Origin of the sequence: Mycobacterium sp. NPDC050441, assembly GCF_040655355.1 — a bacterium.
In the GTDB taxonomy this organism is placed as follows: domain Bacteria; phylum Actinomycetota; class Actinomycetes; order Mycobacteriales; family Mycobacteriaceae; genus Mycobacterium.
In genome coordinates, this window is record NZ_JBFAJS010000001.1 from 638,867 (window position 1) to 660,708 (window position 21,842).

Annotated in this window: 23 protein-coding genes; 7 read left to right on the top strand and 16 right to left on the bottom strand. The window is 63.2% G+C overall.

Annotated elements, in window-relative coordinates; all coding sequences use genetic code 11:
- From AB0I14_RS03250 to AB0I14_RS03270, 5 genes are all read right to left on the bottom strand, one after another.
- On the bottom strand, nucleotides 1–918 hold the full coding sequence (locus AB0I14_RS03250) for an alpha/beta fold hydrolase (RefSeq protein ID WP_358015745.1): 918 nt from the start codon (nucleotides 916–918) through the stop codon (nucleotides 1–3).
- Nucleotides 915–1,895 carry an enoyl-CoA hydratase/isomerase family protein gene (locus tag AB0I14_RS03255; RefSeq protein WP_358015748.1) on the bottom strand — a complete coding sequence of 327 codons (981 nt, stop codon included), beginning with the start codon at nucleotides 1,893–1,895 and terminating at the stop codon, nucleotides 915–917. The genes AB0I14_RS03250 and AB0I14_RS03255 overlap by 4 nt, the downstream gene beginning before the upstream one ends.
- 274 nt (nucleotides 1,896–2,169) lie before the next feature.
- Nucleotides 2,170–2,991 carry an SDR family oxidoreductase gene (locus AB0I14_RS03260; protein WP_358015751.1) on the bottom strand — a complete coding sequence of 274 codons (822 nt, stop codon included), beginning with the start codon at nucleotides 2,989–2,991 and terminating at the stop codon, nucleotides 2,170–2,172.
- 67 nt (nucleotides 2,992–3,058) lie between these two features.
- Nucleotides 3,059–3,247: a ferredoxin gene (locus AB0I14_RS03265; RefSeq protein WP_358015754.1), complete on the bottom strand. Its 189-nt coding sequence runs from the start codon at nucleotides 3,245–3,247 to the stop codon at nucleotides 3,059–3,061.
- Nucleotides 3,244–4,581 carry a cytochrome P450 gene (locus AB0I14_RS03270; RefSeq protein WP_358015757.1) on the bottom strand — a complete coding sequence of 446 codons (1,338 nt, stop codon included), beginning with the start codon at nucleotides 4,579–4,581 and terminating at the stop codon, nucleotides 3,244–3,246. Before AB0I14_RS03270 ends, AB0I14_RS03265 begins: the two co-directional genes overlap by 4 nt.
- Nucleotides 4,582–4,782: 201 nt before the next feature.
- Between AB0I14_RS03270 and AB0I14_RS03275 the strand changes: the two genes are divergently transcribed.
- Entirely contained in the window at nucleotides 4,783–5,349 is a 567-nt protein-coding gene (locus AB0I14_RS03275) for a TetR/AcrR family transcriptional regulator (protein WP_358015760.1), read from the top strand.
- 164 nt (nucleotides 5,350–5,513) lie between these two features.
- Here the strand turns inward: AB0I14_RS03275 and AB0I14_RS03280 are convergent, their stop codons facing one another.
- On the bottom strand, nucleotides 5,514–6,119 hold the full coding sequence (locus AB0I14_RS03280) for a TetR/AcrR family transcriptional regulator (RefSeq protein ID WP_358015763.1): 606 nt from the start codon (nucleotides 6,117–6,119) through the stop codon (nucleotides 5,514–5,516).
- A gap of 96 nt (nucleotides 6,120–6,215) precedes the next feature.
- Between AB0I14_RS03280 and AB0I14_RS03285 the strand changes: the two genes are divergently transcribed.
- A complete protein-coding gene (locus AB0I14_RS03285) occupies nucleotides 6,216–7,070 on the top strand; it encodes an alpha/beta hydrolase-fold protein (protein WP_358015766.1) in 855 nt (284 codons plus the stop codon).
- A gap of 83 nt (nucleotides 7,071–7,153) precedes the next feature.
- Here the strand turns inward: AB0I14_RS03285 and AB0I14_RS03290 are convergent, their stop codons facing one another.
- Entirely contained in the window at nucleotides 7,154–7,639 is a 486-nt protein-coding gene (locus AB0I14_RS03290; RefSeq protein ID WP_358015769.1) for an Lrp/AsnC family transcriptional regulator, read from the bottom strand.
- 271 nt (nucleotides 7,640–7,910) lie between these two features.
- Between AB0I14_RS03290 and AB0I14_RS03295 the strand changes: the two genes are divergently transcribed.
- Genes AB0I14_RS03295 through AB0I14_RS03310 form a run of 4 tightly spaced genes read left to right on the top strand, consistent with a single transcriptional unit; the run spans nucleotide 7,911 to nucleotide 12,418 of the window.
- On the top strand, nucleotides 7,911–10,262 hold the full coding sequence (locus AB0I14_RS03295; protein WP_358015771.1) for a pyruvate dehydrogenase: 2,352 nt from the start codon (nucleotides 7,911–7,913) through the stop codon (nucleotides 10,260–10,262).
- Nucleotides 10,259–11,326, top strand: coding sequence for a 2-oxo acid dehydrogenase subunit E2 (locus tag AB0I14_RS03300; RefSeq protein WP_358015773.1), 1,068 nt, complete (start codon nucleotides 10,259–10,261; stop codon nucleotides 11,324–11,326). Before AB0I14_RS03295 ends, AB0I14_RS03300 begins: the two co-directional genes overlap by 4 nt.
- A complete protein-coding gene (locus AB0I14_RS03305; RefSeq protein ID WP_358015776.1) occupies nucleotides 11,323–11,634 on the top strand; it encodes a hypothetical protein in 312 nt (103 codons plus the stop codon). Before AB0I14_RS03300 ends, AB0I14_RS03305 begins: the two co-directional genes overlap by 4 nt.
- Nucleotides 11,635–11,671: 37 nt before the next feature.
- Entirely contained in the window at nucleotides 11,672–12,418 is a 747-nt protein-coding gene (locus tag AB0I14_RS03310) for an IclR family transcriptional regulator (RefSeq protein ID WP_276126187.1), read from the top strand.
- Nucleotides 12,419–13,276: 858 nt separating this feature from the next.
- Here the strand turns inward: AB0I14_RS03310 and AB0I14_RS03315 are convergent.
- The 3 genes from AB0I14_RS03315 to AB0I14_RS03325 form a co-directional block, all read right to left on the bottom strand.
- The gene (locus AB0I14_RS03315) at nucleotides 13,277–13,447 is read right to left on the bottom strand and encodes a hypothetical protein (protein WP_358015780.1); all 171 of its coding nucleotides are present in this window, start codon (nucleotides 13,445–13,447) and stop codon (nucleotides 13,277–13,279) included.
- A gap of 215 nt (nucleotides 13,448–13,662) precedes the next feature.
- Nucleotides 13,663–13,887, bottom strand: a complete 225-nt coding sequence (locus tag AB0I14_RS03320) for a hypothetical protein (protein ID WP_358016751.1) — start codon at nucleotides 13,885–13,887, stop codon at nucleotides 13,663–13,665.
- A 201-nt stretch (nucleotides 13,888–14,088) separates the two neighbouring features.
- Nucleotides 14,089–14,877, bottom strand: a complete 789-nt coding sequence (locus tag AB0I14_RS03325) for an AraC family transcriptional regulator (protein WP_358015783.1) — start codon at nucleotides 14,875–14,877, stop codon at nucleotides 14,089–14,091.
- Between the two features lie 321 nt (nucleotides 14,878–15,198).
- Here AB0I14_RS03325 and AB0I14_RS03330 point away from each other — a divergent pair, with 321 nt between their 5' ends.
- Entirely contained in the window at nucleotides 15,199–16,173 is a 975-nt protein-coding gene (locus AB0I14_RS03330; RefSeq protein ID WP_358015786.1) for a CocE/NonD family hydrolase, read from the top strand.
- Between the two features lie 221 nt (nucleotides 16,174–16,394).
- Here AB0I14_RS03330 and AB0I14_RS03335 read toward each other — a convergent pair whose 3' ends face one another.
- The 6 genes from AB0I14_RS03335 to AB0I14_RS03360 form a co-directional block, all read right to left on the bottom strand.
- A complete protein-coding gene (locus AB0I14_RS03335) occupies nucleotides 16,395–16,892 on the bottom strand; it encodes a hypothetical protein (protein ID WP_358015789.1) in 498 nt (165 codons plus the stop codon).
- Nucleotides 16,893–17,252: 360 nt separating this feature from the next.
- Nucleotides 17,253–17,627 (bottom strand): ATP-binding protein, encoded by a 375-nt coding sequence (locus AB0I14_RS03340; RefSeq protein WP_358015791.1) that lies wholly within the window; start codon nucleotides 17,625–17,627, stop codon nucleotides 17,253–17,255.
- Nucleotides 17,602–18,423 carry an SDR family oxidoreductase gene (locus AB0I14_RS03345; protein ID WP_358015793.1) on the bottom strand — a complete coding sequence of 274 codons (822 nt, stop codon included), beginning with the start codon at nucleotides 18,421–18,423 and terminating at the stop codon, nucleotides 17,602–17,604. The genes AB0I14_RS03340 and AB0I14_RS03345 overlap by 26 nt, the downstream gene beginning before the upstream one ends.
- Nucleotides 18,424–18,472: 49 nt before the next feature.
- Nucleotides 18,473–20,134 (bottom strand): long-chain fatty acid--CoA ligase, encoded by a 1,662-nt coding sequence (locus tag AB0I14_RS03350; protein WP_358016754.1) that lies wholly within the window; start codon nucleotides 20,132–20,134, stop codon nucleotides 18,473–18,475.
- Nucleotides 20,135–20,187: 53 nt separating this feature from the next.
- Nucleotides 20,188–21,303, bottom strand: a complete 1,116-nt coding sequence (locus AB0I14_RS03355; RefSeq protein WP_358015795.1) for a 3,4-dihydroxy-2-butanone-4-phosphate synthase — start codon at nucleotides 21,301–21,303, stop codon at nucleotides 20,188–20,190.
- On the bottom strand, nucleotides 21,300–21,821 hold the full coding sequence (locus AB0I14_RS03360; protein ID WP_358015797.1) for a flavin reductase family protein: 522 nt from the start codon (nucleotides 21,819–21,821) through the stop codon (nucleotides 21,300–21,302). Before AB0I14_RS03360 ends, AB0I14_RS03355 begins: the two co-directional genes overlap by 4 nt.
- Nucleotides 21,822–21,842 lie beyond the last annotated feature (21 nt).

Genomic DNA, 21,842 nt, shown 5'->3' on the forward strand with positions numbered 1-21,842 from the left:
TCACGGCGCGGCGTATGTCGGTGTCAGGTGCCGGGTCAGGAATTCGATCTGATCGGCGATCAACTGCTCGAAGGCGTCGCCGAGGTAGAACGCGAAATGTCCCGCGCGGTAGTGCTTGATCTCCCCGCGGGGCGCCGTGCGTGCATAGCGTTCGGTCTCTTCGGGCGGGGTGACGGTGTCGGTGTCGCTGATGCAGAACAGGATCGGAAACGCGATCTTCTTCGCGTACCGGCCCGGCCGGTACGCCATGATCGTGGGAGCTACCCGAGCGGCGACCTCGTTGCGGAATGTCGAATTCGCCGGCAGGAGTGCCTGATAGCCGGGCAACGCATCCGGCGCGTTCATCAGGGCCAGCGTCCCCGGGGCACCGGCCAGTGGAATCATCGCCGGCTCACGCCGGCTCAAGATCGAGGCATAGTCGCGGGCCACCAGCGGCAGCACCTTGAGCGTGGCTTTCGGCCCCAGCGCTAGGGCCGAGGCCAATCCATCAGTGAACGGGCATTGGGCCACAGCTGCTTTCAGCTCGGGGTGACGCGAAGCAACCGTGATGGAGTGGCCGCCCCCGAACGAACTACCCCAGACCGCGATGCGCGTGCCGTCGACGTCGCGCCGTCCCTTCACGTAGGAAATGGCGGCATCCCAGTCGGCGAGTTGACGTTTGATCGACAGGAGCTGGCGGGGTTGACCCGAACTGTCACCGAAGTGCCGGTAGGTGAAGGCCAACGCCGCGATGCCGGCCTGCGCGAACCGCTCAGCGTAAGCGTCCAGCCGCATCTCGCGGGTGGCGCCGAGACCATGGCCCAGGATCACGACCGGCGGCGAGGTTACACCCGCGGGCAGGTAGAGCCACCCCGCGCAGGTGTCTTTGCCGGAGGTGAACGAGATGTCCTGGCGCGTAAACGACTGTGCCGAGGTCATTTCCGCTTCACCGCCACGCCGATGCCATCCAGCGCCGGCACCGTCCCCGATTCGAGCGCGCGGTCGTAGACGTCATCCTGATACAACGGCAGCTCACCCGAGGATTCGGTGTCCGCGAGATATTGCAGCATCAGCTGCTGGCCTTCCGGGGACTGGTCTGTGCCGAGGAACTCGGTCCGCTCGACGTGCAGCCCCTCCTGCAACGACATCGACCCACCGAAATAGACCGACCGTTTGATCGCCTCGATGGAACCCTTGGTCCGCTTGCCGAAGTATTCGGCCACCTCGACAGCCCGCGTCACGACATCCTCTGGGGCCACCACTTCGTCGACCGCTCCGTTGGCCAACGCCTGTGCGGGAGTGAAGGGCTTGCCTTCCAGTATCGCGATCAGTGATTTGTGCGTGCCGATCAGTCGGGTCAGGCGCTGGCTGCCGCCCCCGCCGGGCATGATGCCCAGCAGCACTTCGGGTTGGCCGATGACAAAGTCGCCGTCGGCCATGATCCGCAGATCGCACGCCCACGCGAACTCCGCGCCCAGCCCGAGCGCCGATCCGTTCAGGCCGGCGACGAAGATGACGCCGCTGGCGTTCATCTTCAGGAACGTGGCGTGCAGCCGATCGAGCTGGGCGACGCCGCGCAGCGGGGTTTTCTGCACGACCGAGTCCAGGACCCGGGCGTGATCCACGCCTCGGGCCAAACGCAGCGCGGCCGATGCGCTGCGGCGGCTCAACTCGGGCACGGCAGCACCTTCTGCCTGTAGCCATCGCACGTCGGCGTGGCTGACGAACCGACCCGGGCGTGCGCCGGTGAACACCACGGCGTGTACACCGGGATCACGGTCGGCCCGATCCACCAATGTCCCGAGCTGGCTCGCGATTTGGATGCCGAACAAGCTGTGCGGCCCACCGTCCACCCGAGCGACGAGCACCGGCCCGTGGTCCTCGATCACCAGATCGCCCCGTACCTGCTGTGTCATCGCTGTCCTCTCGACAGAACTCTTCTTCTATAACGAAGTTATGCCCAGACTATAACGAAGTTATGGTCTGGGCAAGAGTTAACTAGCCGCCGAAGAACTCAGGGAAATTGACTACGGACGAGGCTGCCCGGCCTCAAGAACATGCCAGGCGCTCACGAGATCCAGTGCCAGATCTGCTGGAGCAAGCCCGCCGACGTCAAGGACACCGGCGAGGCGGCCGTGCCGACGCGACGAACCGTCGACGTAGGGAGTCCCGATGGAATAGCGCCAGGACTCAGCGCACCAGCGTGGCACCGCCGTCCAATCGGATTTGCTGTCCGGTCATGAACCGTGACTCGTCGGCCAGTAGATACAGGGCCGCATAGCCGGTCTCCCATGCACTGGCCCGGCCCATCTTCAGCTTCACCACTTCGGCGTAGGCCTCGTCGACCTCATCAGGTTCAAAACCGAACAGCGATTGGGAATCTGTGTTGCCCAACGTCGAGTCGATCGGGCCGAGCATCAGGGTGTTGGCACGAATGCCGGCCCCGGCGAACTGCGCGCCGGTCAGTTCCGTGATGTAGTTCAAGCCGCATTTACCAAGGGCGTAGGGCATGATCCCGATGTTGAGTCCGACTTCGTTCTTGATGCTCGCAATGGACGAGATATTGATGATGCTGCCGGTGGAACCACCGTCGTTTTTCTCCATGCATTGTGCGGCAAAGAGATTGCAGTAGTAGCAGCCCAGCATGTTCACGTTGATGCCATGGTTGAAATCATCGGCGCTCATCGAGTTGTTCACCCGGTCGAACGGCGGGTTGATCGCCACGCTGTAGACCATCCCGTCCACGCGGCCGCTGGTCTGCATTACGGTGTCGAAGATGCGTTGACAGTCATCTTTCTCGGCCACATCGGCTTGAAGGGCATACGCCTTGCCGTTCTCTGCCGTGATCAGGTCCGCCGTCTCCTGTGCGGCAGCGAGGTTGCGGTCCACCACCGCCACTTCAGCGCCGTGGCGTGCCGCCACGACGGACGTGGCCCGGCCATTGCCGATCTTGGGACCGGGCATCTGCCCACCGCCCACCACCACAACAACCTTGCCTGACAGGTCGAACACGGCACGGTCGGGACGATCGAAATCTATTGACATGATTGCTCTTTCCTTCAGTGAGACGCCAGATAGGTTATTGAGAACGGATCGCCTGCTCCGGGCAGCCGTCGATCGCTTCCGCGACGGCACCTTCGAGCCCCGCAGGGATGTCGGTGGCAATCGCCTCTGCGTAACCGCCGTCGGTCAGGGTGAATACCTGCGGGCACAGCGCCGCGCATATTCCGTGTCCGCGGCACAGATCATCGTCGACGACAACCCTCATCGGGATACCTTTCCCGTGTCTGCGGCGGGGGTCAGGTTGAGGTGAAGATCGGTGAGACCCCGCAGGATGTAGGTCGGCACGTAGTCGTAGCGTCGTGCGTCGGCGGTTCCGTGCCGGGCCTCGTCTATCTCGATCGCACTTGTGCTCGCCAAGAGCCGCTCAATGACCACTTTCGCCTCGGCTCGGGCCAGCGGCGCGCCGATGCAGCTGTGGACACCACGCCCGAAGGCGATGTGACGCCGGGCATTGTGCCGGTCCAGGTCGAAGACGTCGGGGTTGTCGAATTGGCGTGGGTCACGGTTCGCCGCGCCGTAGTGCACCATCACTACAGTGCCCGCGGGGATCTCTAGGCCCCCCACCGTCGTGGTGGCGCGGGCAAGCCGGAAGTCACCTCGGATCGGGCTCTCGAAGCGCAGCGCCTCCTCGACGAAATTCGAGACCTGGTCGGGGTTACGGCGCAGGCGTTCTTGAAGTTCGGGATTCTCGGCCAGGATTTTCAATGCCGAGGACAGCAGCCGGACCGTGGTTTCCTGACCCGCCGAGAAGAGATTGGCCGCCACCCGCACCACATCGATGACCTCCGGGGTCGATCCATCCGGGAAGGTGGCCTGTGCCATCTCGGTCATGACATCACCACGGGGTTCGCGGCGCCGCTCCGAGATGTAGTCGGTGAACCGGGTGTAGAGGAACTCCAGCGGTGCATGCTGCATCACGGCGTCATTCGTACTGCCCAGCGAGTTGTCCCCGGCCAGCCTTTCGGTGAGCTCGGGACGGTCCGCCTCGGGCACGCCGAGGAGATCCGCAATGACCAGCAGCGCGAAGGGATTCGCGACGGCAGCGAGTAACTCGCCGCCACCGCCGGCCACATAGGGTTCGAGCACCTGATCGGCGAGACGCCACATGAACGCCTCGTTCTCCTTCAACCGCTTGGGGGTGATCAGGCGGCTCAGCAGCGAACGGTGCGCGGTATGCGTCGGCGGGTCGAACGACGGGAGTTGGTCGCTGAACGGCAACTCGTCCCGGTGCGCCTCGATGAGCGCCCGCACCTCAGATTCGTCGAGCCCTTCCAGGGGCACCGGAAAACCTGGGGTCGGGCCGGTCACCGTGTTGCACGACGAGAACGATTCATGGTCGCCCAGCACGGCCAACGCCTCGTCGTATCCGGTGATTACCACGACGTCTTGCGACGGTTCGCGAAGCACCGGACTGGCCGTCCGCATGCGCTCAAGGACCGGGTAAGGATCCTTGACCAGCGTCGGGTCATGGAAGAAGTCGACGCCCTCGAGAGGGGACGTCTCGGGCGAAGTCTGCTGCGGTGCGGTGTTCAACGACATGGCGTGCTCCTCGACTGGGCTGAGGCAGGCTGACCCACTTGGCGCAGATTTACTGACCAAACGTACAGCTGGTTACTGACCAATCGTACAGGCATATACTTTACGAATGGTCAGCCATCGCGAAATTGTTAGGAAAGCTACATTTAGGCCGTCGCGGTGAGCGGTTCCGCGCCGGTCACCGGCGGCACGACCCGCCAGAAGTTGATCGACGCCGCCATCGAGCTGTTCCGGCAACACAGCGTCGCCGGCACCTCGCTGCAGATGATCTCTGATGAGCTAGGTCTGACGAAATCGGCCATTTACCACCATTTTCGCACTCGCGACGAGCTGTTGAGCACCATCATGGAGCCGGTCATCCACGAGCTCGTCGAACTCGTGGAAACTGCCGAAGCCCAGCGCGGGAGTCGCGCACAAGCCGAATCGATGCTCGCCGGCTACGTGGCCCTGGCGGTATCGCACCGCGACCTGTTTCCCATCCTCACTGGCGACCCCGGCGTTGCCGAACTCCTACGCCAACAACCGCAATGGCGTGCGATCGTGAAACGCCAAGCGGGTCTGCTTGCCGGCGCCGAGCCCGGTGTAAGCGGCCAGGTGCGCGCAGCCATCGTCATGGCCGGCATCTCGGCGGCCGTCGGCGTGGAATTCGACGGCATCGACAACGGCGAACTCTACGACCAACTGGTCACGGGCGGCCGGCGCACACTCAACCTCCGACCACCACGGCCGGGGACGCCGGGCGACACGACACCGAGGCCGCCTTCCCACTGATGTGGGGCGCGACGCCGATCATCATCTGCCGCCGTCGCCTGTCGTTTCCAGAAGTGCGCCGGCAATGACACTCCACTGACCACTGACCCGCCAGCACCCGCATGAACAGTGGCCATTCTGCCCAATATCGTGAGGATCCAGCCAATCTGTTGACCCAAGGCCGGCTATCTGCTCACAGTCCGGGCCTTGGGGGTGGTGCGCATCGACCCCTTGGTCAAGTGCAGGATCAAGGCAACCGCGTCCTCCGAGTGGCCGACTGGAGTCAGAACTTCCCGTAAGAGCAGGCCACGCAGCGCGGCGACGGCGACGGTGGCCCTGTTCAGCGCCTCCTCGGCGTCGCGGCCTTCGCGTTCCGCGAGCGAGGCCAGCATCATGGTCAGGTCGTCGAGCGAGTCGATGAACTCACGAAAGTCCTCTGGGCTGTATGCGGCAAGTCCTACGACGTGAAAGAAGCCGCGGATACGGGACAGCCGTTCCGGGCGGGTATAGGCCCGCCAGATCGCTACGACGAGTTCGTCGAAGGTGCCGTGCTGGGCGGTCTCGAAAAACACTTCGTTGTCACGAGATCGCTGCACCTTGAGCATCGCCGCCAAGACGCCCGAGAGCGACACGAAATGGTACCGCAGCAGGGCGTGACTGGTCTCGGCCCGGGCGGCGACCTCACGCAGCGACATGGCCGGAGAGGGAAGGGACTCCCCGAAGGCAGCGAGAAGCCTCGCAAGAAGGCGCTCGCGTGCGTCGCCTTCGCCTTCCTTGCTTGACAAGATCACTCCGACACTTTATCCATTGGATAATATTTTTCCAATGGATAACGAACCGCTGAGAACGCCGGGCTGCGCGGCCGGCCGAGTTGTGAAGGACCTTTGATGAGCGCGATGTGGCAAGGCTGTCTCGCGGACACCGATTACTTCGAGATGCGTTCCAGCGGTGGGCATAGCTATGGCGTCTGGGTCACCACGCCACCCGGCTACGACCGCGCCACAACACAAGCGCCCGTCGTATACGTGCTCGACGGCAACTTTGCCGTGGGCCTGACGGCTCCGCTCATCGTGACCCAGATGGATCCCATGCAACGGATCCAGCCCTACATCCAAGTCAGCGTCGGGTACGCGGGCGAGGAAGCGCAGGACTGGGACCGGCTGCGCAACAGAGACTTCGTGCCACCCGGCGAGCCCATCGCCAACGAGCTCATCGATGCCGTGGAGATGGGATTGCAATCAGGCATGAGGACACGCGAAGAAGCTGACGCCTACCTCGCCGAATTACGCGACACCCACGCCGATGTGTTCCTGAGCTTCCTGACCGCGGAACTGCATCCGCGGATCGAACACGACTACGGCACCGCCACAAGCGGTCACGGCCTTTTCGGCTACTCCTACGGCGGACTTTTCAGTCTCTATGCCTGGCTCACCGGCAGCACCCTCTTCGAGAGCATCGCAGCGGGCAGCCCCGGCGTCATCGGTGAAGACAGTCAGATCTTCGCCCAGCTCGACAAGTTGGGCGACAGCCGGCGCGCCGCCAGGCTCCACGTGACCTTCAACGAACGAGAGCTTCTCGGGGTCCTGGCCGTTTACCAAAGCCTCGCGAAGAACACGGCCACCGTCCTTCACCGCCTCACCGCACGCAGCGAATCGATCACCCGCGAGATCCTGCACGAAACGCACGTGACCGGCCTGCAGGCTTCGTTCCTCAGTTACCTCAGGACTTGCCGCGCCTTGTAAGCGCACGCGCGTCGTCTCTTCACCGGACGCAAAAACGCTGCCACGAAAAGCAACTGAGCAACTACCGAAGCGGGGTAACGCGATCATTTCGTTTCCTCGGCCAGCTTCTCCAGAAGCGGTGTCAGCCTGAAGTCAACGAGCTTGCGCATGACCAGCGAGGTGTTGGTCTGCTCGACACCGTCAATATCGAGGATCCGGCCGGCTACCCGGTAGAGATCGTCCGCCTCACGGGCGACCACGTGAATCAACAGATCGGTAGCACCGCCGAGTCCCTGCACCTCGACGACTTCGGGAACCTGCTCCAGGGCTCGGGCGATGGCAGCGAGCTTGCGCTGCGTCACGCGCGTCAGGATGAACGCCGCCAACGGGTAACCCAGTGCGGCGGGATCGATACGTCTCTCGAACGAACGCAGGACCCCTAATCGCTCCAACTTGTGGATGCGTGCCTGGACAGTGTTGCGCGACAGGCGGGTCTTGTCGGCCAATGCGATCACGGTGGCCCGAGGATCGTCGTTGAGAGCCTTGAGGATCCGAGCATCCAAAGCGTCGACTCTGGTTTGCGTGGTCAATATGACAACCTCCAACTGAATGCCCGAACGCCGACTTCAGCAAAATGCTCAGTCGTTCCACTTGAGCTTGTCCAAAGTGTAGATCGATGCTCGACTTGACAGCGAGTTCTGCACCCATACGGAGCTCCGATGACCGCGTCATCGCGGTCGGCAGCGCCTGTGCTCTCACTAGAGCCCGCTTGCTGCGGCGCGCCTTCGCCGTGTTCACGACCTGAGCACGGCGGAGGCCGGTCACCCCACAATCTGGAACTCGCATGCAAGGAAACCACTGATGGACCGCTCGCAATCAGTCGATGCACGGCCTCGTGTCGCCGACACGTCAGCAGACACCGCCCTCCGTGAAATCGAGGACCGCGTGTTGTGGTTATCGACGTCGATCATCCACCACGCCAACCGTGTTCGGCCCAATCCGACCGGTCTGAAGGTGGGAGGCCATCAGGCGTCGTGCGCCTCCATGACCTCGATCATGACGTCGCTGTGGTTCGAACAGCTTCAACCAGGCGATCGGGTGTCGGTGAAGCCGCATGCCTCGCCCGTGCTGCACAGCATCCATTACCTGCTGGGCGAACTCGATCAGAAGTACTTGACTACTCTGCGCGAGTTCGGTGGTCTGCAGTCCTACCCGAGCCGATCGAAAGACCCTGATCCCGTTGATTATTCGACAGGGTCGGTGGGGATTGGGGCAACTGCGCCTATATGGGGCACGATCGCCCGCCGCTACGTCGATACGCAGATCGGCGCCGCAGGAAAGGGCCGCCAGTACTCGCTGGTGGGCGACGCCGAACTCGACGAGGGGGCGGTCTGGGAAGCCATCCTGGACAACTCCGTCGCCGAGCTCGGCGAGATCGTCTGGATCGTCGACCTCAACCGCCAATCACTCGACCGCGTCGTGCCGAACATCGCGGCCGGACGGCTGGAGGCAATGTTCTCGGCCGCCGGATGGCAAGTGATCAATGTGAAGTTCGGCGCCCAGCTTGAGTCATTGTTCGACCACAGCGGTGGGGACGCGCTGCGCACCCGCATTCTCGAGATGCCCAACCCCGAGTACCAGCGTCTGCTGCGCTGCTCAGCCGAGGAGCTACGGGAGAGGCTGCCCGGCAACGGAATAGGTGCCGACCAGATCTCGACCCTGATCCGCGACCTGGATGAGAACACGTTGCTGGCCGCGATCCGCAATCTGGGCGGCCACGACCTCGGCGCACTGCGCGCCGCCTACGCCCAAATCGATGACACCCGTCCGACGGTGATCATCGCCTACACCATCAAGGGTCACCGACTGCCCACTCAGGGCCACCCCCAGAATCATTCGTCACTACTCACCGTCGAGCAGTACGAGCAGTTGGCCACGGAACTCGGTATGGACCCGAGCAGTCCTTGGCAGCGTTTCGCCACCGATAGTGCGCCCGAAGTGCTCTGCACCACGACTGCCGAGAGGCTGCGGCGCGAGCCGGTGACACTGTCGCCTCCGCCCGCCGTGCCCGTTGACACCGGTCGCACTCCCTCGGGCACATCGTCCACCCAAGCGGCCCTGGGCCGGGTGCTGCTCGACCTGAGCCGTCAAGCTCCGGACGCGGCCAAGCGTGTGGTGACCGTGAGCCCCGACGTCAGCTCAACGACCAACCTGGCCGGTTGGCTCAACAAGGTTGGCGTGTGGTCGCCGAATGAACGTCGAAACTGGTTCGACGACGACCCCGAGACGATCATGCACTGGCGGGAGAGACCGACCGGACAGCACATGGAACTCGGTATCGCCGAGACCAATCTTGTCGGCTTGATCGGTGAGCTCGGCGCGACGTGGAGCCGGTGGGGCGAACCCCTCTTCCCGATCGGTGTGGTCTACGACCCATTCGTGGAACGTGCCTTGGAGCCGTGGTCCTACGGCATTTATGCAGGCGGACAGTCGATTCTGGTCGGGACCCCCTCCGGTGTGTCACTCGCGGCCGAGGGCGGCGCACATCAGTCCATCAAGACACCGTCGATCGGCCTTGAGCAACCCGGTTGCATCAGTTACGAGCCGGCATTTGCCATCGATGTCGAGTGGACGTTGCTGTCATGCATCGGCCAGTTGGGTCGGCCGGACGGCTCGTCGTCGTATGTGCGACTCTCCACGCGGCCCGTGGACCAGACTTTGGCATCGGTTCCCGACGACGCCGCTGCGCGGGAACGCCGGAGAAAACAGGTGGTCGCCGGTGCGTACATGCTGCGGCGAGCCGGTGGCGTACCTCAGGTCAGTGTGGTCGCAATGGGAGCGATGATCACCGAATCCCTGCGGGCGGCCGACCGGCTCGCCGAGGAGGGAATCGATACCGACGTCATCTGCGTGACCAGCCCAGGCCTGCTGTTCGACGCGCTACGAGCTCGCCGCGGGCTTTCCGAGCGCCCCAGCTGGATCCTCGACCAGGTCTTCCCGGCGGAGCGAGCGGCCCCGATGGTGACCGTGCTCGACGGACACCCACATACGTTGGCATTTCTCACCGGTATCAACAATGTGGCGGGAGCCGCTCTGGGAGTGAGCCGATTCGGACAGGTCGGCTCGCTCGACGATGTCTACCGGTATCACGGCATCGACACCGACAGCATCGTCAGCGCAGCACTCGACCTGGCCGAACGGAGCGTGAAATGACTTCCGCCACAAGCATTACCAACGTGGAACTGCCCGCTCTTGGCGAGGCGGTCACCGAGGCCACCATCACCCGGTGGCTCAAAGCAGTAGGCGATGAAGTGCAGCCTGACGAACCCCTGCTCGAGGTCGCCACCGACAAGGTCGATACCGAAGTCTGCTCTCCCGCAGCCGGGATCCTGACTCAGATCATCGAACCGGAGGACTCCGTGGTCGAGATCGGCGCGGTCATCGCGGTGATCAGCGCTACCGACGCAGCGCCCACGGAGGAAACGGCCAATGAGCCAGAGAGCGTTCCAGAAGTCGCCGAGCCGGAACCCGAACCGGAACCTGAACCGGCTGAATCAGCAACGGAGCGCGTCGAGAAGCTCTCGCGGATCCGGCGCACGATTGCTCAGCGCATGCTGACATCCCTGCAGACATCGGCACAGTTGACGACGGTGGTCGAAGTCGACCTGACCAATGTGGCGCTGGTGCGCAACCGCAACAAAGCCGAATTCGAGGGCCGGACCGGCCACAAGCTGTCCTATCTGCCGTTTGTCGTCGGCGCTGCCGTGGAAGGCCTTGCGGCACACCCGGTGATCAACGCTTCGTTGAACGCCGACTGCACCGAGGTCACCTATCACAGTGCCGTCCATCTAGGTGTTGCAGTCGATAGTGACAAGGGTCTGATGGTGCCGGTGATCCGCGACGCCGAGTCAATGACGTTGGCCGGCTTGGCAGCGGCCATCGCGGCATCGGCCCTGGCGGTGAGATCGGGGACGGTACGGCCTGACGATCTGTCGGGAGGAACTTTCACGATCACCAACACCGGAAGCCGCGGTGCGCTGTTCGACACCCCCATCATCAATCAACCCCAATCAGCCATCCTGGGTGTCGGGACAGTGGTCGAACGACTGGTTCCTGGGCGCGACGAGCTTGGCAACCTCGTGGTGAAGACGAGTTCGATGGCCTACCTTTCGCTGTCCTACGACCATCGGATCATCGACGGCGCCGACGCCGCACGCTATCTCGGCACCGTGCGCCATCGCCTGGAGCGCGGCTTCGACGATGCGGACCTTCGATGACAAAAGAACCGCGAAAAGCGGGACGACCTACAAATATCAACTCGCACATGCTTACTGAAACTGGCCGCATGCTCTCGTTTGTGGCTCGATGGGCACCGTTCGATCACGGCGACGAGTACATCTTGCCGGAGTTCGGCATCGCACCGTCGACCTTCTATCATCGGGTGCTGGTGGCCGTTCGGGAAGCACCGCCCCGGGCGATGCGCGAATCCGATCGAGAACGTGTGATCGGAATCTGTTTGGCGAAACTCGCCGCTCTCGGTCATTCCGACCAAGCTCGCGCGACCGATCACGCGCAGAGATCTTGACCACCGGGACCGAACTCCCTCTCGTACGCAGGGCCGCATGGTGCTGAACACGATCGACCGCACCGGGAAGGTGCTCGATCTCTTCACGGCTGAGACACCAGAGTGGGGTGTGACGGCGGTGGCCGCGAGGCTGCAGCTGCCGAAGTCGACGACCTTCGACATCATGTCCAGTCTTGCAGCAATTGGTCTGCTGCAACAGACTTCAGGCGACCGCTATCGACTCGGCTGGCGCGTTCTGCTCTTCAGTGGCCGGCTCATGAGTTCCAGCTGTTTCAATGCCGATACAAATCGGCGTGTGGCAGCGCTCTCCCACCAGCTCTCAGCCGCGGTGACCGTCGGCGCGTGGGATGGTCGAGGCGTCGTCTGCATCACCAATGCATCCGCAGATCGGACGGATCCGATAGTCACTCGCGGAGTTCATATTTCCGGTCACACCTCGGCACTCGGGAAGTTGCTCATGGCGCAGCTACCGTGGTCCACGGTTGAAGAACTCATCGACCGCAACGGATTGCCGAGGCTCACGGAGAACTCGGTGGTTGACGTGAATATCCTTCATGCGCAGCTCATCTCCGCCCGACGCGACGACGTCGCGATAGAGCACGGTGAAACCATCCCGGACCAGTCATGTATTGCCGTAGGCATCCATCAGCGTGACCACCGGGCGATTGCGGCATTATCGATCAGCGCGCCAACGGAACGCCTTCTGAACCGTAGAGAAGAGTACTGTCGCATCGCCCGCCGGACAGCGCGTAGCCTCGTCCAGAACGCGGTTCCGCCGGACTGAACCCTCAACGTCGGCTGACCAATCCCGTTGTGCGCGAGTGAGCCGCGAGCCCTCTGGTCAGCAAGGCAAGGTGGCTCTCGCCGCACACGGTTTAGCGGTGTGGGTCGGCCGGGCGAATGAGGTTGCCAGCTCCTTCGGTGCCGTTGACCGCGTCACCGTGGCCGACGAAAGATCGTCGCTACGCGCCACGCTGGCTCCGGCGACGTCAGTTCCATGAGTGAAGGACATCGCACCCATCCCTACCGCTGCCGCCACACCCATCACCGCTGACAGCGCTTTGACTCTTCCAATAGTGCTGGCTCCCATGGTGTTCTCCCATCGAACGTGACGGCCCGCCGATATGCCCGAGGGCCGATGACAGTGACAGGAGCCACATTGCCTGCGAGACGTGATGCACGTCATTGACTGTCCGGCTATTTCGGATCGGCCTCTTCTCCGTGGTGTTGATCGTGAATTTCGGAGTCGTCAGGGTGTGGTTGGATGCCCAGGTGCATTGCCTGGGAGGCTGAACCGGCGTCGGCAAGCGGAAATGCCGCCGAGCTGGTGACCTAGCAAGGGCCCGTAGGGGGCCGATGGCCGCGGAGAGCTGCGACGGTGAAGCGGATTTGGTCGATGAGCAGTGCGGCGTGATGGCCAGGGTGGTCATAGCCGGTGGTCCGCGGGTGCGCGACAAGTCGAGCAGCGATAGAGTACCGTCGCTGTCCCGCAGGGATTCTCGCGCACTCAAGCTGTCCGATCGCCTTGACCTCGGTGACGCTCACCCAGATCCCTCGTTGATCCTGTTGTTGGTGAACCAGGTTCCATCGTTGAGCGCCTCAACCGCCCAGCTGTTGACGACACAGGTCTGGTCGTAGCGGATCAGGTGCGGTGGTCGATCACGCCCAGGTCGTCGGCCAGGTAGGTGAAGGTGCCGCTCTCGTTGAGCGACACCGAGTTTGCGATGTTGCCCGTGCTGACCAGCGGCGGATTGGCGGACTGCACGGTGCAACTGACGTGGTCGCTGTCGATGCCGCACAGCGTGCGCCCCAACTCGGTTCTGATGTAGGTGGCCCCATTTGGCCCCGTCGGCAGGATCTCGCCGACGGCGGCGGTAGCCGGGGCACCGCGTACTCCTCACGTTGCGCGCCATCGAATACCGATCGGCAGCCCCGAAACCCCCGGCCGGGGCTGCCGATCGCACCGCTGCGACCCGATGGGGAGTTCGGGTCGCAACGATGAGTCTTGGTTCCGGGGGAATTACGGCGCTAGTTCACCCGCTCGGTCGGGCTGTCGGTGTTGTGCAGATACCACAGGCCGTCGTCGTGCTGCATGCAATACCAGTACTTGAGGAACGCGTCGTTATCGATGTTCTCAAGGCGCTGATCGGGTCCGTCCTTGATGCACGACGCCTCCGTCTGCCAACTCCGCGGGACACCGTTGGCGTCCCGCACGACCACGTCATCGGCGTGCGCGATGCCGGCGGTGGCCATCACGGCGCCCAGCGCCAGCGCTGCGGCCACGGCAAACTTCTTCAGCACAGGGTTCTCCTCACACTCGGGGCCGGGCCGGACAATCCCGCGCAAACCGAGTGGAACCTAGCGAGAGAACGTCGAGTTCGCTTCCGGAAAACTCACAGGCTGTTGAGAAATCACCGGCGGGCGACCCCTACGGGGAAAGATCCGCTGCTGCCTTTACTGGGCGTGCCGTCGGTATTGGCTGGGGGTCAATCCGACCCGGCTTTTGAACGTGGTCGCGAAGTGACTGGGTGTCGAAAATCCTATGGCTGTGGTGATCTCAGTAACACTCAACGTTGAGGTAGCCAGCAGGTGTTTTGCGCGCGAGATGCGTTGGTCGATGACGTATTGGTGTGGGGTGGTGTGAAACGCTTCGTTGAAGGCTGCGGCGAACCGGTTGATAGGCATGCGGGCGATATCAGCAAGTTCCTGCAGACTGATATGTACGTCGAGACTGTCTTCGAGGTATTCGCGCAGCAGAGACTGCATGTTGGCGCTGAGGGTCTTGGGTGCCTGCTCGACATCGACCGCGGCGGCGGGGATGTAGCGATCTCTGAGGTGCAGACGCACCGTCTCGTTCAACGAGTCTTGGAGCAGCCGAGCACCCACGTCGCTGCGGTCCCGCAGGCCATACATGCGTTGCACCAACTGAAACAGCAGGTGATCGCGCCCTACCGCCGGCGCCAGGGGGTACGCCCCTAGCGCAGCAGTGGGAACTGTGAGTTGGCAGTAGTCGGCCACCGTGTTGCCGCGAGCAAGCGCAGCGCCTCGGTGTTCAGCAGGAAGTATCCAGACACTGCCCGCTTGTGGTGTCTCAACTCGGCGTGTGCCCATACTTTCGACGTCGTATTCCTTGGCGAGGACACGTCCGCCGCGGTAGACCATGATGGTGTGGGCGGGTTGCAGAAATTCGCAGTCCGCCGATCCATCGAGGTGCTGGCTGACATACTCGAAATCGACATTCATAGCTCTGGACGCTCTCCTGCCGCATTGAAGGGCTCAAGTATTCGAGTATCTCGTAGCTGCGCCGGAGGTACGGCATCAGTCCATATTCGACCCGTTCGCTGCACATTAGCAATGTGACAAGGCGGCGGCTGTGGGGTTTTTGACAAGCGAGCGGTTTTCGAAGGTGCTCTTTGCTGCCGGGTCACTAACTTGGTCGCCAGGGGGCGGCATGCACCTCTGCATTACAGGGTCCAGCGGGGCATCCAGGCGCGCCGATACCCAATAGCGTCGCCGGCCGCGACCGCGGACGCCAGCATCAGTTTGAGCAGGAGGACATTTTCCATGGCTAACCACGGCAACTACAACCCAGAGAAGGTCAGCTTCGACTCGCACGGAGAGCCCATCGCGGGGGTGCTGTACCGCCCGAACGGCGATGGACCATTTCCGGCCGTCGTGATCCTGGGGCCCTACTCGTTCGAAAAGGAACAGGCTCCGACCCATTACGCCACCCGTCTGGCCGATGAAGGCTATGCCGCGCTGGCGTTCGATCCACGCACCGTCGGGGAAAGCAGCGGCACGCCGCGGCGCCTGGAGAACCCCAAGATGAAGAACGAGGATGCGGTCGCCGCTCTGGACTACATCGTCGGCCGCGGCGACATCGATTCGGACCGTGTGTACGGGCTCGGGGTATGTCAGGGCGGTCCGGAGTGGCTCGACATCGCGTCCTACGACGACCGCGTGCGCGCGGTAGCAGCAGTCACCGGCTATTACCGCGACCATGAAACCGACCTGTTCATGATCGCCGCCGGTGTCAGTGAGAACCCGTTTGACCCCGCCACCGCACCCACGACCGAACAACTCGAGGCTCTTCTGGCCGCCCGACTTGAGCGTGCCCGCCAGGCCAAGGCGCTCTACGAGGAAACCGGTGAGGTCGTTTACCAGCCGCTGGTTTCGCCCGACCTCGGCGATCCGATCAAGGGTTCGGATGCTGGTCTGCCCGGGCCGCTGGTGTGGAGCTGGTATGGCTCATGGACGCTCAAAGGCTGGGAGAACCGCTACGCGATCATGAGCGACCTCGACCACTTCGACTACACCACCGTGCCCGGCGTAGCCAAACTGCAAAAGCCGGCACTGCTCGTACACTCCGACTCCTGCATGAATCCTGCCGCCGCGCGGCGGCACTTCGAGTCCATTCCGACGTCAGACAAGAAGCTGATCTGGGAGAACGGGACCAATCACTTCCAGTACTACGACCAGCCCGACATTGTCGACCGCACCGTCGGTCACGTGGCCGACTGGTTCGAGAAGCACACTTAACCTGCCGGTTGAGCCGGACCCACTGAGGCTGGTCTGGCTCAGCCCCTGGTCGGGCCTCATACCGTCCCGCCCGGCGCCATTGTGATTCCGCCGGATGGAGGCCCGGCGTCAAGCGCCTCGCGGATCGGCCCAAGGAGACGGCCTCGCACGCTGTGGTCCTGGAGATGTGGCGGGTTCTGGACGAGCATCGCGACTACCTGCGCCACGTATGAGACGGCTTGTCAGCCGATCTGGCAGACCCACCCGCCGTCGCTGTCGGGCACGTACACGCCGGGGACGCCCATGCCGGTGGTGCAAGCCGAGCCGCCCGGGTCGTCGTCGCGCTGCTCGGTCGGCGCCGAGGTGTTACCGTCCCCACCGTTCTCACCCGGATCCGTACCAGCTCCGCGGTTCGGGTTGGTGCAGATCGTGCCCTCGCACGGCACGTACGATCCGTCGCCGTTCGGGTTCGGCATCACAGCGCCGCCGTTCTCCGATGGGTCATCTCCTGCACCGTGATTCGGGTTGATGCAGATCGTGCCCTGGTCCCGACCGGCACAGCTCGGCTCGGTGTTGTTGCCACCAGGTGCGGGCACGGAAGACTTGGGCGTCACTGTGACGGTGCGGGTCGGTGCCTTACTCGGGGCGGGCGCGGGTGCGTCCTCGGGTGCCCCGCACGCTGCGGCCACCAGAGTGAGCGCAGCTAGCGCCGAGGCGAGGCGGATTGTGCGGGTTCGCATCTGGTTCCTAGTTCGTCTGTGGTGATGATTGCCGGCGTTCCTTCAGTGGCACGCAGTTGGGCGCTGAACGCAAAATCCGGTTACCGAAATGGGATCAAAACGGCAACCGGATCGCACGCCTACGACGCCTATTCGTGTGACGCGTGCCCAGGATACGAATCTCGCCTTGCGGACGCTTTCGAAAAATCCGACCACTTGCCAATAACCTCCAGTTCCCGGTATCGCTGGTGGTGAATTCCAACCTGGTCGTGGTGCGCGATCGCAGGGCAGCGCCGAACCGCGAGCCGCTCAAGTCGGTTCACGGATGACCTTCATCCGCCAGAGCCGGTCCTGCACTACGCCTGCGCGTATCGACTGGTCTCAGGTGAGTCGATCGACGATCGCTGCGCACAACCGTGGGTCGGAGAACGTTTTGGTCCACCCGGACAAACTTTCGTTGGAGGCGATCGCAACCGAGGCCTTCTCTTCGCGTTCGGTGAGGACCTGGAACAGCAGCTCGGCGCCGCGACGATCGAGTTCCATGTAGCCCAACTCGTCGATGCAGAGCAGATCAACTCGGCCGTAGCGAGCGATGGTCTTGGACAGCCAGCCGAATTCCTCTGCACCCCAATATGTCTGACCACCAGCGTCGACCCGTTCCGGTGCCCACGAAACCGCGAGATTCCCTTTTGGTCTGCTGGATTGACTGGTGTAGAGCCCTTCGCCGTCGCTAACCGTCACTCGGTGCCGCGGCACCGTCGCTCAGGGACCGCTGCAAGCGACGCATTCTCGCAAGCCACCCGTCATAGTCCGCGGCCTTGCCGCGGAACATACCCAGAACCTCTTGGTGGGGTAGAACCATGAATCGCTCCGCACGTACGGCGCCGATCGTCTCCGCCGCGACCTCCGCTGCGCTGATGACGCTGCCGGACTTGATGATCGACTGTGCGCCGATCCGGCGCGACAGGCCTGGGGAGGACCGCACTGCGGTGAGAAGGGGCGTGTCGACTCCGAGCGGACACACACAGCTCACGCCTATTCCCTCCTCGCCGTGGGTGATTGCAAGCCATTCAGCGAATCCGATCGCGGCGTGTTTGGTGACCGCGTACCCCGCCGCGCCCAGTTGCGTCAGCAGGCCGGCCGCGGATGCGACCGACACGAAGTAGCCGCTGCCGCGGCTGCGCCATCCCGGTAACAGCAGCCTGGCAGCATTGACATGAGCGCGCAGGTTGATCGCAAGGACCTTGTCCCAGTCGGCGGATTCGCCGAGACCCGCAGCCCCCATGATGCCGGCATTGGCGACGAAGATGTCCACGGGCCCGAAGTGCCGTTCGGCCTCAGCGATCAAGCTTGTGACGCCGTCAACGGTGGATGCATCCGCCCGGATGCTCGTCGCCGCGTCACCGACGCTCCTGGCAGCTTCGGCAGCGTCACGCTCGTCGAGGTCGCCGATGACGACCTGCGCCCCATTCCTGGCGAGTTCGACCGCCAGTGCCCGGCCGATTCCTGATCCCCCGCCGGTGACGACAGCAACCTTGTTCTCGATCTGCATTCTGATCCCATCCGCGTCGGTTTGACGTGACCGCAGTGGCGATGTCGATTCAGCGGGGCAACACGGTGACGGGAATCTCGCCGGAGTGGTATCGCTGCCGCATCAGCTTCTTGTCGTACTTGCCGACACCGGTGCGCGCGATAGAGCCGACCACGGCCCACCGCTCAGGCAGCCACCATCGCTGTACGCGCTCCTCAAGCCAAGCCTTCAGATCTTCGACCCGCGCGGCGGAGCCGGGGCGCAAGGTCACCAATGCGAGTGGCCGCTCATCCCAACGGGTGTCAGGTACGCCGATCACGGCAGCTTCGATCACATCGGGATGACCGGCCAGAGTGGTTTCAAGGTGCACGGAGCTGATCCATTCGCCGCCAGACTTGATGACGTCTTTGGCTCGGTCGGTGAGCGTCAGGTATCCGTCTGCGCTGATGTGTCCGATGTCGCCCGTGTGGAGCCAGAGTTGTCCGTCCGAGTCGGTGGAGAAGCTCTCGGCGTCGATGCCGCCGTGGTAGCCGCCAGTGATCCAGGGACCACGCACCTGCACTTCGCCAACCGATCGGCCGTCGCGGGGCAGAACAGTTCCCGCCTCGTCGACGATGCGTCCTTTGGCGCCGAACAGGAATCGGCCTGTGCTGTTGAGCTTTCGCTGCTGATCGGTCGTGGCCGTGTTGCCTGGGACGTCGGTGATCGTCACGATGGGACTGGTTTCGGTCATGCCCCACGCTTGGACCAGCGGAACCGCGAATTCATCGCGATACGCGGCGACAAGGGACGACGGCACCGCGGCGCCGCCACACAGCACTCGACGCAACGAGTCGATTCGATGGCCGGGATTGTCGCGCAGCCACAGCAACATGTCGTTGAAAACCGTAGGAACACCGCCAGACAACGTGACGCCGTGTTTGGCGATCATGTCGACGAGCGTGTCGGGCTTGAGGTGGCGGTCCGGCAGTATCAGTGTGGCGCCGGCCATCAGCGACGCATATGGAATGCCCCACGCGTTGACGTGAAACATCGGGACTATGGGAAGCACCCGGTCACGGGCGGAGATTCCCGCAACGTTGGCCGTGCAGACGGCAAGCGCGTGCAGGTAGACCGACCGATGACTGTAGACCACGCCTTTGGGATCCCCGGTGGTTCCGCTGGTGTAGCACATCGCCGCTGCGCTGTGTTCGTCGAGCACTGGCCACGCGAACGTGGTCGGCTGGCTGTTCACGAGTTGCTCATAAGCGATCACGTTGGGCACCAGACGTGATACCTCGGCCAGCTGAGCGTCGGTCGGGTCACCGGCTATTACCAGCGCCGCCAGTTCCGGCATCAGCGGCAACGCTGGGAGCAACGTGTCGAGCAAACTGGCATCGACGATGACGATCTTGTCGCCGGCATCGGAGGCGATGTAGCCGAGTTGATGTGGTGTGAGGCGAATGTTGAGGGTGTGCAGGATCGCGCCGGAACAGGGCGCGGCGAGGTATGCCTCGAGGTGCCGCTGGTTGTTCCACATGAAGGTCGCAACCCGGTCACCGGCTTCGATTCCGAGGCCGGCCAATCCGTTGGCCAGTTGAGCTGCGCGCGTGGCAATCTCAGAGAATGTGGCGGCTTGTACGGCGGTGTTGGCGCCGACATAGGTGAGGACCTCTGAATCACCGAAGGTGCCGTCGATTCCGTCTAGGATCGCGGTGAGGGTCAGCGGTACGTTCTGCATGGTGGCATGGATGTCCATGGATGCGGTCTCTCCGATTGTCTATCGCGCTCAAGAAGCGTGAGGTGTCAAGGGGCAACGGCGGAGAGCCTGCACGGCTCCGAGGTCGCGGCAGGCTCAGAGACGACCAGCTCGCACACGGACTTCAGCTGTGCATGTTGCACGTAGTCGGCCAAAGTCACTGTCGTGAAACCGAGCTCGATCAGCATCGCGGTGATACATCCTGCGACCAACTCCGGCTGCGGCACCGAGAACCTCGGCGCCGAGGTGATAGGTGGCCGTAGGTACACGATGATTCCGCCGTGAGCAGCGATACGCTCGTGACACCCCTCAAATTCGACTCTGCATTCGCAGCCAGAGGCGAGAAGTGGGTCACCATGGACACATTCCGTGATGACATACACGGGTGGATCGATATCAGGTACGGAGGCGCCGATGAACACCGTATGCCGAGCGCCCGTCAGATGGTCTTCAAAGTCGACTGCTCTGAGCGCCCGGCCCGCCAGCTGGTCCAGTCGGTTCTGAACCAGCGTGACCCGTTTGCGACGTCCATCACCGTGGAAAAGGCGGTGGTGCACGACGCTGTCGATGTGCACCATCGGCAAGCGATGGTTCTGAGCGAACACACTGACCGCGGGTTCCCGCAGTAGTTCGCCGTCCTCCCCCAGGAGGGCGGCGGTCAGTCCTACAGGTGGAAGCCCCGCTATGTCACAAAGATCCACCGTCGCCTCTGCGCTCCCCCGGCGTTTGAGCACCCCGCAGCCTGCAACCCTCACTGGGAGAACATGACCGGGCCGCACCAGATCACTTGGCCGGGAGCTGTCGCTTGCCAGAACGCGCGCAGTGCGGGCGCGGTCGGTCGCGCTGATGCCGGTACCGATACCGGATGCCGCGTCCACCGCGACCGCAAACGTGGGAGCTTCCACATTTGAGTCATCGTCACGGGCCATGGTCGGCAGATCCAGTTCCTCTGCTCGACGTGCGGGCAGCGCCGCACAGATCAGCCCCGAGGTGAACCTCACCAGCCATGCCGTCCAATGCGGCGTGGCATGAGCAGCCGCGATCACTACGTCGGCGACAACCTGGTCATCGGCGCCGTTGACAACGAGAACCGGAGTCCCAGCGCGCAGAGCCGCACCGGCGCGCTCGATCGCCAGCCGAGACACACAGCTGTGCGCCGTCATGACTCATGTCCGACCGCGAACGTTCGAAATCGGCTGTCGTGAAAGAGAAGCGGCGACGCGTCGAGGTCCGTCGCAGCGGCCTTGACTTCGAGAATGACCACATCATGGTCACCGGCGGAAACGGTCGTAGAGATCTCGCAGTCGAGTTGGGCCACCGCATCCGATAGCAGCACCGCGTCCGATTCGGTGGCGAACCAGGACACTCCGGCAAATCGATCCACATTCTTCGCCGCAATCTGCCGACACGCGGCCTCTTGCCGCGATTCCAGGACAGAGACGCCGAGATGGCGTCCGTCAGCCAGGTGCGGCCAGGTCGTCGACGTGTGCTGCACACAGATCGACACCAACGCCGGATCGATGGATACCGGGGTGAACGAGGTGGCAACAATCCCGACCGGTTGTCCATCACGCAGTGCGCACACCGCCGCGACGCCAGTTGGATAACGACCGTAAAGCTTGCGCAGTTGCGCCATATCCCGGTCAGAGTTCCCGGTAGAAACGGGATCGAGGGTAGTCATCGCTTGCACTCCGTTCTCGTG